The sequence below is a fragment of the Mycobacterium asiaticum genome, from assembly GCF_001668675.1.
GTDB lineage: Bacteria > Actinomycetota > Actinomycetes > Mycobacteriales > Mycobacteriaceae > Mycobacterium > Mycobacterium asiaticum_D.
In genome coordinates this window covers 15,430-32,657 of sequence record NZ_LZKQ01000159.1, presented here as the reverse complement: position 1 = coordinate 32,657, position 17,228 = coordinate 15,430, and the positions used below count along the sequence as shown (strand labels likewise).

Below are 17,228 nucleotides of genomic sequence, written 5' to 3'. Positions count from 1 at the left end.
TCGACGCTACCTGCTCTGTTTAGATGGATGCAATTGCCGCGACGGTCGCCTCGGCGTCGGATTCGTGACGCGCGGCTTCCCCCAGCATCGTGACGACGCTGGTGATGACAGGCTTGCCTTCGGCGTCGGTCACTTCACTTCGGATTTCGGCTAGGACCGTCCCGTGGGACTGGATCACCGAATCCAAGTACGTGTCGAAGTGTAACTTGTCGCCGACCAGGATCGGGCGGTGGAACAGGAATTTCTGATCCCGGTGCATGACCCGCGCGATGTTGATCGGGATGCTGAATTTGGTGAAGATCTCCAGCTGCACTCGCCGCCCCGCGATGGCCAGGAACGTCAACGGCGCCACCAGCGACGGATAACCCGCTTCCGCGGCGGCCTCTTCGTCGTGGTGGATCGGGTGATCGTTCTGGATCGACGCGGCGAATTCGCGAATCTTTTCGCGACCGACCAGGAAGTAATCTTCCTGCCGGTAGTGCTTACCGATGATTCCTTCGGCTCCCTGGGGAACTGTCATGGCGCCGCTTTCCGCTCGAATAGATGCTCAGCGGCGCAGCTTATCAGCGTGATTGCCGTCGGGACGCCAGCGCCGCCAGCAGCCCGCCGGCCGCGCCCAGGGCCAGCGCCGACGGCACGCCGATCCGAGCGGCCTTGCGAGCGGTCCGGAAATCGCGGATTTCCCAGCCTCGCTCGCGGGCCAGACTGCGCAACCGCGCATCGGGGTTGATCGCCACCGCGGTGCCGACCAGCGACAGCATCGGGACGTCGTTGTAGCTGTCGGAATACGCCGTACAGCGCTTGAGGTTCAGGCCCTCGCGGATCGCCAGAGAACGCACCGCGTGCGCCTTGCCGGTGCCGTGCAGGATCTCGCCCACCAGCCGGCCGGTGAAGACGCCGTCGACCGATTCGGCCACCGAACCCAGGGCACCGGTCAGACCCAGCCGCCGGGCGATGGTCGCCGCCAGCTCGTAAGGAGTGGCCGTGATCAACCACACCTGCTGGCCGGCGTCGAGGTGCATCTGGGTGAGTTCGCGGGTGCCCGTCCAGATCTTGTCGGCGATGATCTCGTCGTAGATCTCCTCACCCAGGCGCACCAGCTCGTCGACCGAGCGTCCCTCGATGAAGGCCAGCGCTTTGCGGCGACCGGCGGCGACGTCGGCGCTGTTCTCGGTGCCCAGGATCTGGAACTTGGCCTGCGCGTAGACGAACCCCAGCACGTCGCGGTAGGTGAAGTAGTTGCGCGCAGCCAGTCCACGCCCGAAATGAACCGCCGAGGAGCCCTGCACCAGCGTGTTGTCGACGTCGAAGAATGCGGCGGCGGTCAGGTCGACGGGCGGCTGTGGGCGCTCGTCGGGTGGCGCGTCATACAGGCCGTCGAGCGCGCGCTCGGCACTGGCATTGGCGGCCAGCGCCTCCAAGTCGGCCCGACCGGTGGGGCCCACCGGTTCAGAGGAAGCCATGGAAGCCATCAGCCGAACCTCCCAAGTCGCCGCGTGGCCCGGTTCCCGGTCCCGGGCCGACATCAACCCTATCCGGCATTGCAGTCCACACCGGAATGCCAGACTGGGGGCCATGACTCGACCCGAGAATCGGGCACAGGTCGAACTGTTGACCCGCGCCGGTTGCCTGATCTGCCAGCGGGTGTACGACCGCCTGGTCGAGTTGGCCGGCGAGCTGGACTTCGCGCTGGCCACCACCGATGTCGATGAAGCCGCGGCGACCGGAAACTCCGCGCTGCGGGCCGAATACGGCGACCGGCTCCCGGTGGTCCTACTGGACGGGCGCGAGCACAGCTACTGGGAGATCGACGAACCGCGGTTGCGGGCCGACCTCGCAGCCCGCTGACAGTGACCAGCCGGTGGCTGGCCAAACCCGCCATTTGGTAGGTCATCTGACAACCGTCTACCGTAGACAGCAGTTCACTTTCCAAAGCTGCAAGGGAGCGGGCCAGGTGATGCTGCCGTGAGCATCTTGCTCTTCGGGGTTTCGCACCGCAGCGCGCCGGTCTCCGTCCTGGAACAACTGAGCATCGACGAGTCCGATCAAATCAAGATCGTCGACCGGGTGCTGCAGTCATCCCTGGTGACCGAAGCCATGGTGCTCTCGACGTGCAACCGCGTCGAGGTCTATGCCGTCGTGGAGGCATTCCACGCCGGGCTGTCGGTGATCGGCCAGGTGCTGGCCGAATACTCCGGCTTGTCGATGAGCGACCTGACCAAGCACGCCTACGTCCGCTACAGCGAGGCCGCCGTCGAGCACTTGTTCGCCGTGGCCAGCGGCCTGGATTCGGCCGTGGTGGGCGAGCAGCAGGTGCTCGGCCAGGTACGCCGGGCCTACGCCTCTGCAGAGGGCAACAACGCGGTCGGCCGGGTCCTGCACGAGCTGGCCCAACGCGCACTGTCGGTGGGCAAGCGGGTGCACTCCGAGACCGCGATCGACGCGGCCGGCGCCTCGGTGGTGTCGGTGGCCCTGGACATCGCCGGACGCAAGCTGGGCACCCTCGAAGGCAAGACCGCCGCGGTGGTCGGCGCCGGCGCGATGGGTGCCCTGTCGGCGGCGCACCTGACTCGCGCCGGGATCGGCCGCGTACACGTACTGAACCGCTCGCTGGCCCGGGCGCAACGGCTCGCGGACAAGATCAGCGCCGCGGGCACGGCGGCCGAGGCGCTGACATTGGACCGCCTGCCCGCCGCGCTGGCCGAAGCCGATGTGATGGTCAGCTGCACCGGCGCCGTGAGCCATGTGGTGACCCTCGCCGACGTCCACCACGCGCTGGTCAACGCGCGCCGCGACGAAGCCGCCAAGCCGCTGGTCATCTGCGATCTCGGCATGCCGCGAGACGTCGACCCGGCGATCGCCGGGCTGCCCGGCGTCCTGATCGTTGATGTCGACCGGGTCCAGCACGAGCCGTCGGCGCACGCCGCGGCCGCCGACATCGACGCCGCCCGGCACATCGTGGCCGCCGAACTCGCCGCCTACCTGGCCGGCCAGCGGATGGCCGAGGTCACCCCGACCGTCACCGCGCTGCGTCAGCGGGCCGCCGACGTGGTGGAGGCGGAGTTACTCCGGCTGGACAACCGGCTGCCCGGCCTGGACACCGCCGAGCGCGAGGAAGTGGCGCGCACCGTCCGGCGGGTGGTCGACAAGCTGCTGCACGCGCCCACGGTGCGGATCAAGCAGCTCGCCAGCGCTCCCGGTGGCGACAGCTACGCCGAGGCGCTGCGTGAGCTCTTCGAACTGGACCAGACCGCCATCGACTCCGTCGCCGCCGTCGCAGCCGGCGAATTACCGGTAATCGCAACCGATTTCGACGGGGCCCCGGGCGGTCCGCAGAGATCCGCCGAGTAGCTGATTGGCGCACGTGATCCGGATTGGCACTCGGGGCAGCCTGCTGGCCACCACCCAGGCCGCAACCGTCAGAGACGCATTGATCGCCAACGGCCATCCCGCCGAATTGGTGACCATCAGCACCGTGGGTGACCGCTCGGCCGCGCCGATCGAGACGCTGGGCGTGGGAGTCTTCACCACCGCACTGCGGGAGGCGATCGAGGACGGCCGTGTCGACGCCGCCGTCCACTCGCACAAGGATTTGCCGACCGCCGCGGATCCGCGGTTCGTCATTGCGGCCATACCGCCACGCGAGGACGCCCGCGACGCGGTGGTGGCCCGTGATGGACTGGTGCTGGGCGAGTTGCCGCCGGGTTCGCTGGTAGGCACATCTTCGCCGCGGCGGGCCGCACAGCTTAGAGCATTGGGTCTCGGTTTGGAAATCCGCCCCCTACGAGGCAACCTAGATACCAGGTTGAACAGGGTAAGTAGTGGTGATCTTGACGCCATCGTGGTGGCCCGGGCCGGTCTGGCCCGACTGGGCCGGCTCGGCGACGTCACCGAGACGCTGGAGCCGGTGCAAATGTTGCCAGCGCCTGCCCAGGGCGCTCTCGCCGTCGAGTGCCGAGCCGACAACAGTCGGTTGGCCGCGGTGTTGGCGGAGTTGGACGATGCCGACACCCGAGCGGCGGTCACCGCGGAGCGAACCCTGCTCGCCGAATTGGAGGCGGGTTGTTCCGCACCGGTGGGCGCGATCGCGGAAGTGGTCGAGTCGATCGATGAGGAGGGGCGGGTCTTCGAGGAGCTGTCGCTGCGCGGTTGTGTGGCGGCACTCGACGGGTCCGACGTGATCCGAGCGTCCGGCATCGGCGCCGCCGATCAGGCACGGGAGCTGGGGCTCTCGGTTGCCGGCGAGCTGTTCGAGCTGGGCGCCCGTGAATTGATGAGGGGAGCGCGGGAAGACCCCGCGCGATGACATTGACTACAGACTTGGAGCGACAACGATGACGCGAGGGCGCAAGCCGACACCGGGCCGCATCACTTTCGTGGGCTCGGGTCCGGGCGACCCTGGTCTGCTGACCACCCGCGCCGCCACCGTGCTGGCGAACGCCGCCTTGGTGTTCACCGACCCGGACGTGCCGGAGCCGGTGCTGGCGCTGATCGGCAAGGACCTACCGCCGGTGTCCGGCCCGGCGCCCGCCGAGCCGGCGCCCGCAGGCCCGGACTCGACGCACGGCGCCACTGGAGGCGGCGAGACCGCGCCGGCGGTGGTGGCCAGCGGTCCCGACATCCGTCCGGCCCTGGGCGATCCCGTCGAGGTCGCCAAGACGCTGACGCACGAAGCCCGGCTGGGTGTCGACGTGGTGCGGCTGGTGGCCGGTGACCCGCTGTCGGTCGACGCGGTCATCACCGAGGTGAACGCCGTGGCCCGCTCGCACCTGCACATCGAGATCGTCCCCGGCCTGGCGTCCACCAGCGCGGTGCCCACCTACGCCGGGTTGCCGCTGGGTTCGTCGCACACCGTGGCTGATGTGCGTGACCCGCACGTGGATTGGGACGCCCTGGCCGCCGCGCCCGGGCCGTTGATCCTGCAGGCCACCGCGTCGCACCTGGCCGACGCCGCCCGCACGCTGATCGACCACGAGCTGGCCGACAACACGCCGTGCGTGGTGACCGCGCAGGGCACCACCTGCCAGCAGCGGTCGGTGGAGACCACGCTGCAGGGCCTGACCGACCCGGCCGTCCTGGGCGGCGGCGCCGACCCGGCCGGTCCGCTGACCGGGCCGTTGGTGGTGACCATCGGCAAGACGGTGACCAGCCGCGCCAAGCTGAACTGGTGGGAGAGCCGCGCGCTGTACGGCTGGACCGTCCTCGTGCCGCGCACCAAGGACCAGGCCGGTGAGATGAGCGAGCGGCTGACGTCGTACGGCGCGCTGCCCATCGAGGTGCCGACCATCGCCGTCGAGCCCCCACGCAGTCCCGCCCAGATGGAGCGTGCCGTCAAGGGTCTGGTGGACGGCCGCTTCCAGTGGGTGGTGTTCACCTCCACCAACGCGGTGCGTGCGGTGTGGGAGAAGTTCGGCGAGTTCGGTCTGGACGCCCGCGCGTTCTCCGGCGTGAAGATCGCCTGCGTCGGCGAGTCGACGGCGGACCGGGTGCGCGCGTTCGGGATCAGCCCCGAACTGGTGCCCTCCGGTGAGCAGTCCTCGATGGGGCTACTGGACGAATTCCCGCCCTACGACAGCATTTTCGACCCGGTCAACCGGGTGCTGCTGCCGCGCGCCGACATCGCCACCGAGACACTGGCCGAGGGTCTGCGCGAGCGCGGCTGGGAGATCGAGGACGTGACCGCCTACCGGACGGTCCGGGCTGCCCCGCCGCCGGCCACCACCCGCGAGATGATCAAGACCGGTGGGTTTGACGCGGTGTGCTTCACCTCCAGCTCGACGGTGCGCAACCTGGTCGGCATCGCCGGAAAGCCGCACGCGCGCACCATCATCGCCTGCATCGGCCCCAAGACGGCCGAGACCGCCGCCGAATTCGGCCTGCGGGTCGATGTCCAGCCGGAGACCGCGGCCGTCGGCCCCCTGGTGGACGCGCTGGCCGAACACGCCGCCCGGCTGCGCGCCGAGGGTGCGCTGCCGCCGCCGCGCAAGAAGAGCCGTAGGCGATGACGTGGCGTGCGCTGACTCTGCGCCCAGGGCGCGAAAGTACGGGTAACTTCCGACCGCAACGCAGAGTCAACGCACGGGTGAGGGTGTAGCCATGCGACAGCGACCGCGGCGGCTGCGGGCAACGCCCGCGTTGCGCCGGCTCGTTGCGCAAACGTCCTTGGAGCCAAGGCATTTGGTGCTGCCGATGTTCATCAGCGCTGAGGCCGACGGCATCGACGAACCGCGGCCCATCGCCTCCATGCCCGGCGTGGTGCAGCACACCCGCGACTCGCTGCGCAGCGCCGCCGCCGAGGCGGTCGCCGCCGGAGTGGGCGGTCTGATGTTGTTCGGGGTGCCGCGCGAGCAGGACAAGGACGCGCTCGGATCGGCCGGTACCGATCCCGACGGCATCCTCAACGTGGCGCTGCGGGATCTGGCCAAGGACCTCGGTGACGCCACGGTATTGATGGCCGACACCTGCCTGGACGAGTTCACCGACCACGGCCACTGCGGCGTACTCGACGAGCGTGGCCGCGTCGACAACGACGCCACGTTGACTCAATACGTGAAACTTGCCGTGGCGCAAGCGGAATCGGGAGCACACGTGGTGGGCCCGAGCGGCATGATGGATGGCCAGGTGGCCGCGATCCGCGACGGCCTGGATGCGGCGGGACACACCGACGTGGCGATCCTGGCCTACGCCGCCAAGTTCGCCTCGGCGTTCTACGGCCCGTTCCGGGAAGCGGTGGCCTCCAGCCTGTCCGGTGACCGGCGCACCTACCAGCAGGAACCTGGCAACGCCCGCGAGGCGCTGCGCGAGGTGGCCCTCGACCTCGACGAGGGCGCCGACATCGTGATGGTCAAACCCGCGATGGGCTACCTGGACGTGGTCGCCGCGGCGGCCGCCGTCTCGCCGGTGCCGGTGGCGGCGTATCAGGTGTCGGGGGAGTACGCGATGATCTGTGCGGCGGCGGCCAACAATTGGATCGACGAACGCGCGGCGGCGCTGGAGTCGTTGACCAGCATCCGGCGAGCGGGAGCTGACATCGTGCTCACCTACTGGGCCGTCGCCGCGGCGAGTTGGCTGGGCGAGGGAGGCTGACATGACAGCAGCGGGGGAATCCGAAAGCAAGCCGTTGTTCCGGGAGGCGGGTGCCAGCTGGTACTGGGTGCTGGCGGGTCCGGCGTCGGCGGCGTCGCTGATCTACATCCAGTGGACCAACCACGTGGCAATCTCGCTGCTGGTGCCGACGATCTTTCTGGTCCTGGTCTCGGCGTTCGTGGCGCTGCAGGTCAAGGCGGCGCGTATTCACACCTCGGTGGAGTTGACCGAGGATGCGTTGCGACAGGGCACCGAGACGATCCTGGTCTCCGAGATCGTGAAAGTGTTTCCCGAGGCCGAGAATTCGGTGAAGTCCGGCAAGCCGTTGGCCAGGTGGCAGTCGGCGCGGGCGCTGGGCGAGCTGGTCGGTGTGCCGCGCGGGAGGTACGGCATCGGTCTCAAGCTCACCGGGGGGCGTACCGCGCAGGCGTGGGCCCGTCGTCATCGCCACCTGCGTGATGCGCTGACCCCGTTGGTCGAGGAACGGATGGGTCCCTACGAGCCGGAGGTCGCCGACGAGGCCGGCGACGACGACCACAGGTCGTTCCTGTGAACACCCGTATTCGGGCCGGCCTGGAGCTGGTCGTTGCGCTCGTGGCGGCGGTGGCGGCAGCGCTCAGCTGGACGGCCACCCGGTCGGCGATCGAGGTGGCGCCGGTAGCCGATGGTCAGCCACCCACCAGTTCGGTGATCTACGACCCACAGCAGCTGGTGTTGACGTTGTTGCTGGCGACGGTGGCCGGGATTTTCGTGGTGGTGGCGGTGGCCAGGCTGCGCCGGTCCAGGAGCGCTAAGCCGACTTCTTGACAAGCGGTAGCACCAACTGGCGGCGCCAGGCGATGGCGTCGGCCAGGTTGCGCAGGGCCTCGTGCAGCGAGGTGGTGAGCGGAAACTCGGCTTCGTCCGGCTCACCCAGCAAGGCGCTGATGACCGGGTTGCCGACGAGCATCCACTCGACGCCCGCGGCGCGGCACTCTTCGTCCAGTGCGCACAGCAAGCCGATTCCGGCCGACGAGAAGTGCGTCACGGCGCTGAGGTCGAGCACCACCGGGTTGTCACCGAGGACGAAGCGTCGCACGTGCTCGCCGATTTGGTCGACGTTGACGGCGTCGATCTCGCCACGGATGGTCACCACGGTGGCCAGCGAGCGGTAGTGCGCCCGCACCTGGGCACCGGCGCAGTGCAGGACGCCGGCACCCGGCCCCGAAACTCTTGTCGTCATCGCCATGGTCATCGAGCTGCCCCATTCCCCTCGCACACCGGCCGAGCCCTGACCTATAAAGTGCCCGCCGAACTTAAGGGGACCGACAGTCACGCCTAACTTATTGCTAAGAAGCGTTCGGCGTGGACGGTGCCGCCCCCAACCGGCGCCGAGCGTGGTCTTTGGGCAGGAGAACAGCCGTCAGCGCGTGCGCAGGCCCCAAGTTCGACGAGCCCGGCCGGGCTCACCCGCACCTGCTCCCACGCCCGCGCTGTTAGGCTGCTCTGGCTGCCGGTTACCCGTGGTGACGGGTGACATGGCGATGTCGCCCCGGACAGCCGCGTTAGTCGAAGAAACACCCAGCAGACTCAGGCGGAAGAAACCTCGTGCCCAGCACAGCGCCCACCGATGAGATCAGGGGCAAGATCAGGGGCGAGATCAAGGCTCTGACGGGCCTGCGGATTGTCGCCTCACTGTGGGTGGTGCTTTTCCATTTCCGGCCGATGCTGACCGATGTGTCGCCCGAGTTCCGGGAGAACCTCGCGCCGGTACTCAACTGCGGCGCCCAGGGCGTCGACCTGTTCTTTATCCTCAGCGGGTTCGTGCTGACCTGGAATTACCTGGACCGGATGGGTGGCTCGTGGTCGACGCGGGCCACGCTGCACTTCCTGTGGCTGCGGCTGGCCCGGGTCTGGCCGGTGTACCTGGTCACCATGCACCTGGCCGCGCTGATCGTGATCCTGAGCCTGCATGTGGGGCATATTCCGCTGCCCGAGATCCGGGACCTGACCGCGGTGAGTTACGTGCGGCAGGTCTTGTTGATCCAGCTGTGGTTTCAGCCGTTCTTCGACGGGACCAGCTGGGACGGTCCGGCCTGGTCGATCAGCGCGGAATGGCTGGCCTACCTGCTGTTCGGGTTCGTGGTGCTGGTGATCCTGCGCATGGAGCAGACGACGCGGGCGCGCACCCTGATGCTGCTGGCGTTCGCGGCGTGTCTGCCCCCGGTGTTACTGCTGCTGGCCAGCGGCCAGTTCTACACACCGTGGAGCTGGCTGCCCCGAATCGTCACCCAGTTCATCGCGGGCGCCTTGGCCTGTGCCGCGGTGCGCCGGCTGCGGTTGAGCGATCGCGCCCGGCGAGTGGCCGGGTACCTCTCGCTGCTGCTGGTGGTCGCGATAGTGGGGATCCTGTACTGGTTCGATGCGCATCCGATCAGCGGTGTGGTGGACAGCGGCGGGGTGGTCGACGTGCTGTTCGTCCCGCTGGTGATCACCTTGGCCGTCGGTCTGGGCAGTCTGCCCTGGGTGCTGTCCACCCGGGTGATGGTGTACGGCGGGGAGATCTCCTTTTGCCTGTACATGGTGCACGAGCTGGTGCACACCGTGTGGGGCTGGGCGGTCCTGCAATTCGAGCTCACGCCGCAGGACAACCCGTGGAAGTGGAACGTGATCGGCTTGATTCTGATCGCCATGCTGCTGTCCAGCCTGATGTATCACTATGTCGAGGAGCCGGCGCGGCGGTGGATGCGGCGGATGATCGGCGCGCGGCCCGCCCCCGCGGGGACACTGGCGACTGACTCGCCAACCGCGAAGGTGCATCCGATCGACGGTGCGCTATCTGGGGTCTCGTCCCGCGCGGTCTGACCGGCCCGTTCGGCTTGAGGTGGCGCTTACCCCGGGGATGCGGCCCTCGCGGAACGCCTCGACGAAATGGCGGTGGTCGTCGCGCACCACCGCGGCGTAGTCCAGCCCGAAGGACACCATGTCGGAGACGAACTCGTCGAGGCGGTCACCGATCACCTCGACGATCGCGTCCTCGGTCTGAAAGTCGACCAGTGACTGGTCGCTGTCCGCGTCGCCGACGCAGTGCACTTTCGCGACCGCCTGGCCGAGCTGTTCGACAACCTCGGTGAGCTCGTCGGGTTCGCTCAGCTCGTCCCATTCCAAATCGGATTCATATGGCGATAACTCGTTGACCACGAAACCGGTCCCGTCGATCTCGGTGTAACCCAGTAGCTGATCGGCGTGGGCTTGCAGCGCCCGCTGCGAGATCGCGGTGCGGTGCCCGTGGTGCTGGAAGTAGTCCCGCACCTTCTGATCGGTGATCACCCGGCTCGGCGCGGCGATGTTGCCCTGCTTCATCGACAGCACAATGTCGTTGTCGAGGGCTTGATTGAACCCCTCGATCAGGATCGTGTAGTTGGGCAGGCCCGCGCTGCCGATACCGAATCCCGTCTTACCCACCACGTCCTTTACGTCGTAGGTCACCTCGCGCCGGCGTTTGGTTTCGGGGATGGTGTCCAGGTATGTCTCGAAAGCGCCGACGACCTTGTCCCGTTCGGCGTCGTCGAGCCTGCGGACTCCGGGCGCGTCGCGGAATTGCCGGTCCCACTGGTCGACTCGCGTCATCCGGTCCAGCATCGCCGCGCGCGTCGACAGCCGCGCCGACTGCAGTGCGGCCAGCACCGCGCCCCGGGCGGTCTGCAGGTTCAGTGAGAAGGATGCGTCGTCCTGCTCGTCGACGAACCAGTGCACCTGCTTGACGTAAGAACGCACGAACGTCTCGATCAGCCGCGATATCTCGGCGTCGGATAGCGCCTTCTGCCAGCACATCAACGCGACACTGGCGGCGAAACGCTGCAGATCCCAAGTGAAATGGCCGATGTAGGCCTCATCGAAGTCGTTGACGTCGAAGATCAGCACTCCGGACCCGTCCATGTAGGTGCCGAAGTTCTCCGCGTGCAGGTCGCCCTGGATCCACACCCGGCCGGTGCGTTCGTCGGCCCAGCGGTCGTCGCGTTCGGCCATGTCCGCGTAGAACAGGCATGCACTGCCCCGGTAGAACGCGAACGGGTCGCCCGCCATCTTGCGGAACTTGGTGCGAAACGCGTCCGGGTCCGCCTCCATCAGGTCGTCGAATGCCCCCACGAGGCATTCCACAATGAACGACTCACGGTCGGTGCTGCTGGCCATCACCTAGTGATACCCACTCAGCGATGTTTGCCACGGCTCCCCTGAGTGCCGGTCCGAACCGGGATTGCGATTCGCCCGTGTGGCTCCCGCCGCGATGCGCCGCCAGCGTGGTTTTCGTACTTGCGGTACCGTGCCGCCCGGTCGTCGTCGCCGGGAGCCGATAAACCGCGGCGACCAGTGCACATCCGGCTCGACGTCGCGGCGCCGGGGTGCCCCCTCGGCTGCGTCGGCCGTCGCGCCGCCACGGGATGTGTGACCGCTCACGTTCGGGGCGTGGCGACGGCGAAGATGCGCGCCGTCACCGTCGGTTCCTCGTACGATTTGAGTTAGCTATTCGGCCCTCCGCAGTGAAGGTTGCGATGACTAGATTGGTCCGGTTCGCCATCAGCCTGTGCGCACTGGTGGCCCTGGTTGCGCCGTGCATCACCGAGCCGGTGCAGGCACGACCCGTGCGTGCCCTGACGCTGGATCTACGCCTCAAGCACATCGCCGTGGTTGGCGACTCCTACACCACCGGTACCGATCTGGGCGGTTTGGGCGCGAAGTCGTGGACGGCCCGCACCTGGCGGACGCTCGCCGCGCCCGGGTTGCGCATCACCAGCGATGTCGCGGCCGAAGGCCGGGCCGGATACGGCGCGGTTGGCGACCACGGCAACATCTTTCAGGATCTGACCGACCGGGCCGTCAAGTCGGACGACGATCTGGTCGTGTTCTTCGGCTCGCGCAACGACATGGACGTCGATCCGGTGCTGCTCGCCCAGCGGGTCCACGCCACGCTCGTTCTTGCGCGGCAGCGCGCGCCGCACGCCAGGTTCCTGGTGATCGGACCGCCGTGGCCGACCGCCGATGTGCCGGTGCCGGTGCTGGTGATCCGCGACGTGCTTGCGGGCGCGTCCTGGGCGGCGCGGGCGGATTTCGTCGACCCGATCGGCGACCGCTGGTTCGTCGACCGCCCCGAGCTGATCGGTCCGGACGGGGTGCACCCCAACGACGCCGGGCATGCGTATATGGCGGAGAAAATCGTGCCGCTGATCCGGTGGCAATTGCTCAAATAAAGAGACTTGCAGGCGCAGCGAGGGTCAAAGCAACTGGCAGGCAACGGGTTTGGTGCCGCAGTGCCCGTCGTCTCAGTCCTCGGCGTGCCTCTCGTAGTCCCAACGTTCAAGGCGCGCTTGCAATTGCAGTAAGCCAAGCCCGGCGACTGGTGCGGCTGCGCTAAGCAGAACCAACAGCATCGGACTCATTTCAGAACCTCCAAAACCCTTTTATTCGTACCACGTTCGCATTCCCCGCGAGGTTCATTCGCGAAGATTTTCCCACCGGATTCTCCCGATTCATCCGTCTGACAGGGCCTGATCGGCCAGCGCCCCGATCACGGGGGCCAGCAGTTGCGCATACTCGGTCGTCACGTGGTTGTCGTCGCGGAACACCAGCGTGTTGCCGACGATCATTGGGCACCGGTCGGCGGTGCAGAACAGGTCGGTGAGGTCCGCGTAGGAGCCGCCGGCCGCGGCGGTCACCCGCTGCTCGGCGGCGATACCGTCGCGATTCACCGCCACTGCCCGGGCGGGCGCGCAGGCCCCGGCGTCGTCGAGGTGCGCGGACAGACAGGTGGGCGCCGACGATTGCGGATCGGCCACCGGTCCCAGCAGCAGGACGCGAGAACCCATGCCGCGCAGCTGCGCGACCACCCGCGCGACGGCATCGATCCACGCCGGGTCGTACGAGGCGAAGCTGAAGTCGGCGTGGTAGCGCCGGCTCATGCTCAGCACCACGAGCTGGGGACGCTCGGCCTGCAGCCGGTTCACGATCTCGGCCCGCCACTGTTCGCACTCGTTGTATTTGCGGCCCAGATACGGGCTGACGATCGGCAGGTTCAGCAGCGGACAGGTCACCTTGGCCAGCGTCTCCAGCCGCCAGTGCCGCTGCGCGGCCACCTGTTGCAGGGCGGGGTCCCACATCGCCGCATGGGAGTCGCCGATCAGCGTCACGGTGGTGGGCGAAGCGACGTCCGCGGTGGCGCATTCGCTTTGCCCCACATCGCGCCACGAGCGCATGCAGCCGTTGACGAACACCGGGGCCTTGTCGCCCGCGGCGGCCGCCAGCGAGGGGTTCAGGTTGGCCGGAACCTCGCGCCGGGCGGCGGACGTGGCCAGCGCTTCACGGACCTGCGTGAAGGCCTGCGCGACGGCGGCTTCGCGCGGACCGACCTGCGGGCCGGGCACGGGCGGCAGCGGAACGATGTTGGCCTGCGGAGCTGCGGCGCCGTGGCCGACCGGGGCCGGTATCGCCGTCAGCAGCACCGCGCAGGCGCACGCGGCGACGCCGGTGGCGGCGCCGGCCACGGCCAGGCTGGTCTTGGCCGACCTGCGCAGCGCTGCGGCGAACCGGCCGGGATTCTCCACGGCATGCATGGTGATCACCGCGAGTCCCGCGGACACCGTCGTCGCCGCCAGCCGGCCGGGCAACCCGCCGGGATCACCCAGCAGCGGCGGCAGCAGCAACAACACCGGCCAGTGCCAGAGGTACCACGAGTAGGACACCCGGCCGATCGACCGCATCGCCGGTGGGCACAGCACCCGGCCCACGCCCATGCCGCCGGTGACACACCCGCCGCCGATCACCAGTGCCGTACCCAGCACCGGCAGCAGCGCCGACGTGCCGGGGTAGGGCGTGTGCGGACCCAGCTGGGTGCAGGTCAGCAGGATCAGCACGAGGCCACCCCAACCGGCGACCGTGGCGGGCAGCAGCGGCAACCGACGCCACTGGTTGATCGTGAGGGCCACCAAGCCACCGGCCGCCAGTTCCCAGGCCCGGGTGGGCAGCGAGAAGAACGCCCACGGCGGTGACACCCGCGTCCACACCACCGCCGCCGCCAGCGATGCCGCCCCGACCAGGGTCAGCAGCACCGCGTAGGGCGCCGAGCCGGCGGCGCTCCGGCCGATCCGCCTCGCCAACCATGCTGTGCCGATGATCAACGCCGGCCAGAGCAGATAGAACTGCTCCTCCACCCCGAGCGACCAGTAGTGCTGGAACGGTGACGGCGGCAGGTCGGACACCATGTAGTCGGTGCCCTGGGCGGCGAACCGGTAGTTGCCGACATACAGGGCGCTGGCGATGCCGTCGACGAACACCCTTCGGGCCTGCAACGGCGGCAGCACCGCGGCCGCGGCGACCGCGGTGACCACGCCGACGGTGGCCGCAGCCGGTAACAGCCGACGGGCACGGGCGGCATAGAACCAACCCAGCGCAACGGTGTTCGTCGCCGCCACCTCGCGCCAGAGCAACCCGGTGATCAGGAAACCGGAGATCACGAAGAACACGTCGACGCCGATGTAGCCGCCGGCGGTACCGGGGATGCCCGCGTGATACGCGACGACCGCAATCACCGCGACGGCCCGCAACCCTTCGATGTCCGGGCGGAACCGTCCCCTCACAGACCTCCCCTCCGCCGTTTGCGGAGAGCCGGAGGTGTCGGCGGATCGCACTGTCATCTCACTTAAGTCGCCATCCAGGCCAGCTCGCCGGGGAGTTGCGCTCGCCAATAGTCCACGTCGTGTCCGCCGGGGGAGAAGCTGCCCGCCGGCCGCTTTTTGAGCTGGCTGACGAATTGGCTGGTGGCGAAGAAGAAGCGGTCGCCGATCCCACAGTCCACCCGCAGCGGGATCGAATTCAGTACCGGCAGCCCGAACACCGTGTTGCGGGTCCAATCGTCGACGCTGTCGAAGGCGCCGGGCGCTGTGCCGATATAGGACATGTACAGCGCCGGGCTGATCGCGCAGATCCCGGCGGTGCGGGCCGGGCCCAGCCGGGCGCCCAGCAGTAGTGCGCCGTAGCCGCCCATCGACCAGCCCAGGAAGCCGACCCGCGAGGTGTCCATGCCCATCGAGGTCAGCATCGGCAACAGCTCTTCGAGCACCATGGTGCCGGAGTCCTCGCCGTTGGAGCGCCGGTGCCAGTAACTGTTCGGACCGCCGTCGACGCCCACGACGGCGAAGGGGGGCTTGCCCTCACTGACCAACTGCGCCAGCGCGTCCTCGACGCCGCAGTCCAGCATCATGTTGGCGTCGCCATCCTTGCCGTGCAACGCGATCACCGGCCGCAGCATCTTGGTCTGCCCGGGCGGCATGGCGATCACCCAGTTCGTCTTGATCCCGCCGCGGGCCGCCGAGATGAAAGACCCGGTGAGTTTGGTCGGCAGCGTCTTGCCCGCGGTCGGGGGATCGAACGGCGCCGGCGCCAGGGGGGCGGCCATCGGCTTGAGCGGATCGAGCAGGCCACTCAACGCCCACACACCGGCCGCTCCGGCGCTGGCGCCTACACCCATGCGTAGCACCGATCGGCGGGTCAAATCGGCCACGGGGGCAATTTTGCCGCGCCGACAGGCCTTTTCGGGACGAGCCACGCCGTATCGCAAGGTACCTGTAATGGCGGCGTGATTTCTCCCCCGCGAACGTGGACCCGGTGGTGCGCACGGCGCGGATGTGTTGTGGTTAGCCATGGCTAGCACTTCGCAGCTGCGCCAGGACCTCTCGCAACGGCAGCTCAGCATGATCGCCCTGGGCGGCGTGATCGGCGCCGGGTTGTTCGTCGGGTCGGGCGTGGTGATCGCCAAGACCGGGCCGGCCTCGTTCCTGACCTACGCGATCTGCGGCCTGCTGATCGTGCTGGTGATGCGGATGCTGGGCGAGATGGCAACCGCGAACCCCTCGACGGGCTCGTTCGCCGACTACGCGGCGACCGCATTGGGCGGCTGGGCGGGCTTCTCGGTGGGCTGGCTGTACTGGTACTTCTGGGTGATCGTCGTCGGCTTTGAGGCGGTTGCCGGCGGCAAGGTGCTGAACTACTGGTTTCCAGCGCCGCTGTGGCTGCTCTCGCTGGGCCTGATGGTGTTGATGACCGCCACCAACCTGTTCTCGGTGTCGTCCTTCGGCGAATTCGAATTCTGGTTCGCCGGAATCAAAGTCGCGGCGATCATGGCCTTTCTGGCACTCGGGACGGCCTTTGTGCTCGGTTGGTGGCCGGGCCGGCACCTGGATTTCTCGAACCTGACCGCGCGGGGCGGGTTCTTTCCCGCGGGTGTCGGGGCGGTGTTCGCCGCGGTGGTCGTGGTGATCTTCTCCATGGTGGGCGCGGAAGTCGTCACCATCGCGGCCGCGGAGAGCCGGGACCCCGAGCGGGCCATCGCGCGGGCGACCAGGTCGGTGGTGGCGCGCATCGTGGTCTTCTTTGTCGGTTCGGTCCTGCTGCTGGTGGTGATCACGCCGTGGAACGCGATGGAACCCGGAACATCGCCATATGTGGCCGCACTCAAGCACATGGGACTACCTGGCGCAGACCAGATCATGAACGCGGTAGTGCTGACCGCGGTGTTGTCGTGCCTGAACTCCGGCCTGTACACCTCGTCGCGGATGCTGTTCGTGCTTGCTGGCCGTGGGGAGGCGCCCGGCCGGCTGGTCAAACTGAGCCGCCGCGGGGTGCCCGCCGTCGCCATATTGTTCTCCTCGGTGGTGGGCTTCCTGTGTGTATTGATGGCCTGGCTGTCGCCCGACACGGTTTTCCTGTTCCTGCTCAACTCATCCGGCGCCGTGATCCTGTTCGTCTACCTGCTGATCGCGCTCTCCCAGATCGTGCTGCGACGACGCACACCCGCGGGGCAGCTGCGCGTCAGGATGTGGCTGTTTCCGGCGCTTTCGGTCCTGACGGCCGCGGGAATCGTTGCGGTGCTGGTGCAGATGGCGTTCGACGACACCGCTCGCAGTCAGCTGTGGCTGAGCCTGCTGTCCTGGGCGGTGGTGGTCGCGGTGTATTTCGCCGCACCGTTCACGAGACGAAATAGACTGGCAGGCAACGAAATAAATAGGGTGTCTCGGGCGGAGGGCGATCCGCGGCCGAACTGACCGCGGGGCGGTGGATTTGCGGCGGATCCCGTTTGGACCGCCGCAGTACGGGTAATCGGGCGAATCGGG

General features: G+C 68.1%; 16 protein-coding genes. 10 read left to right on the top strand and 6 right to left on the bottom strand.

From position 1 onward, the window contains the following. Positions 1-19: 19 nt before the first annotated feature. A complete protein-coding gene (locus tag A9X01_RS14155; protein WP_065121379.1) occupies positions 20-520 on the bottom strand; it encodes an FAS1-like dehydratase domain-containing protein in 501 nt (166 codons plus the stop codon). Positions 521-563: 43 nt separating this feature from the next. Continuing rightward, positions 564-1,463 carry an HAD family hydrolase gene (locus A9X01_RS14150; RefSeq protein WP_065121441.1) on the bottom strand — a complete coding sequence of 300 codons (900 nt, stop codon included), beginning with the start codon at positions 1,461-1,463 and terminating at the stop codon, positions 564-566. Positions 1,464-1,575: 112 nt separating this feature from the next. Between A9X01_RS14150 and A9X01_RS14145 the strand changes: the two genes are divergently transcribed. The 7 genes from A9X01_RS14145 (at position 1,576) to A9X01_RS14115 (ending at position 7,893) form a co-directional block, all read left to right on the top strand. After that, complete coding sequence (locus A9X01_RS14145; RefSeq protein WP_065121378.1) at positions 1,576-1,848, top strand: glutaredoxin family protein; 273 nt, start codon at positions 1,576-1,578, stop codon at positions 1,846-1,848. A 117-nt stretch (positions 1,849-1,965) separates the two neighbouring features. After that, positions 1,966-3,351: a glutamyl-tRNA reductase gene (locus tag A9X01_RS14140; RefSeq protein WP_065121377.1), complete on the top strand. Its 1,386-nt coding sequence runs from the start codon at positions 1,966-1,968 to the stop codon at positions 3,349-3,351. Between the two features lie 13 nt (positions 3,352-3,364). Next, positions 3,365-4,306 carry a hydroxymethylbilane synthase gene (hemC, locus tag A9X01_RS14135; RefSeq protein ID WP_065121376.1) on the top strand — a complete coding sequence of 314 codons (942 nt, stop codon included), beginning with the start codon at positions 3,365-3,367 and terminating at the stop codon, positions 4,304-4,306. Between the two features lie 28 nt (positions 4,307-4,334). Further along, positions 4,335-6,005, top strand: a complete 1,671-nt coding sequence (locus A9X01_RS14130; RefSeq protein ID WP_065121375.1) for a bifunctional uroporphyrinogen-III C-methyltransferase/uroporphyrinogen-III synthase — start codon at positions 4,335-4,337, stop codon at positions 6,003-6,005. Between the two features lie 91 nt (positions 6,006-6,096). After that, entirely contained in the window at positions 6,097-7,086 is a 990-nt protein-coding gene (hemB, locus tag A9X01_RS14125) for a porphobilinogen synthase (protein ID WP_081282381.1), read from the top strand. A 1-nt stretch (position 7,087) separates the two neighbouring features. Further along, positions 7,088-7,639, top strand: coding sequence for a transport-regulating membrane protein Mce1N (gene mce1N / locus A9X01_RS14120; protein WP_065121373.1), 552 nt, complete (start codon positions 7,088-7,090; stop codon positions 7,637-7,639). Beyond that, positions 7,636-7,893 (top strand): hypothetical protein, encoded by a 258-nt coding sequence (locus tag A9X01_RS14115; protein ID WP_065121372.1) that lies wholly within the window; start codon positions 7,636-7,638, stop codon positions 7,891-7,893. Before mce1N ends, A9X01_RS14115 begins: the two co-directional genes overlap by 4 nt. On the opposite strand, the gene A9X01_RS14110 is transcribed toward A9X01_RS14115, so the two are convergent. Beyond that, positions 7,877-8,314, bottom strand: coding sequence for an STAS domain-containing protein (locus A9X01_RS14110; protein ID WP_436405267.1), 438 nt, complete (start codon positions 8,312-8,314; stop codon positions 7,877-7,879). The genes A9X01_RS14115 and A9X01_RS14110 overlap by 17 nt on opposite strands. Before the next feature lie 386 nt (positions 8,315-8,700). Between A9X01_RS14110 and A9X01_RS14105 the strand changes: the two genes are divergently transcribed. Then, entirely contained in the window at positions 8,701-9,930 is a 1,230-nt protein-coding gene (locus tag A9X01_RS14105) for an acyltransferase family protein (RefSeq protein ID WP_065121440.1), read from the top strand. On the opposite strand, the gene A9X01_RS14100 is transcribed toward A9X01_RS14105, so the two are convergent. Further along, a complete protein-coding gene (locus A9X01_RS14100; protein ID WP_065121370.1) occupies positions 9,901-11,259 on the bottom strand; it encodes a DUF2252 domain-containing protein in 1,359 nt (452 codons plus the stop codon). The genes A9X01_RS14105 and A9X01_RS14100 overlap by 30 nt on opposite strands. 359 nt (positions 11,260-11,618) lie before the next feature. Here A9X01_RS14100 and A9X01_RS14095 point away from each other — a divergent pair, with 359 nt between their 5' ends. Continuing rightward, positions 11,619-12,314 carry an Rv0518 family GDSL lipase gene (locus tag A9X01_RS14095; RefSeq protein WP_065121439.1) on the top strand — a complete coding sequence of 232 codons (696 nt, stop codon included), beginning with the start codon at positions 11,619-11,621 and terminating at the stop codon, positions 12,312-12,314. A gap of 279 nt (positions 12,315-12,593) precedes the next feature. Here the strand turns inward: A9X01_RS14095 and A9X01_RS14090 are convergent, their stop codons facing one another. Both A9X01_RS14090 and A9X01_RS14085 read right to left on the bottom strand, forming a co-directional pair. Beyond that, complete coding sequence (locus A9X01_RS14090) at positions 12,594-14,753, bottom strand: acyltransferase family protein (RefSeq protein WP_065121369.1); 2,160 nt, start codon at positions 14,751-14,753, stop codon at positions 12,594-12,596. A gap of 5 nt (positions 14,754-14,758) precedes the next feature. Next, on the bottom strand, positions 14,759-15,586 hold the full coding sequence (locus A9X01_RS14085; protein WP_253849130.1) for an alpha/beta hydrolase: 828 nt from the start codon (positions 15,584-15,586) through the stop codon (positions 14,759-14,761). Between the two features lie 172 nt (positions 15,587-15,758). Here A9X01_RS14085 and A9X01_RS14080 point away from each other — a divergent pair, with 172 nt between their 5' ends. Next, complete coding sequence (locus A9X01_RS14080; protein ID WP_065121368.1) at positions 15,759-17,159, top strand: amino acid permease; 1,401 nt, start codon at positions 15,759-15,761, stop codon at positions 17,157-17,159. Positions 17,160-17,228: the final 69 nt, after the last annotated feature.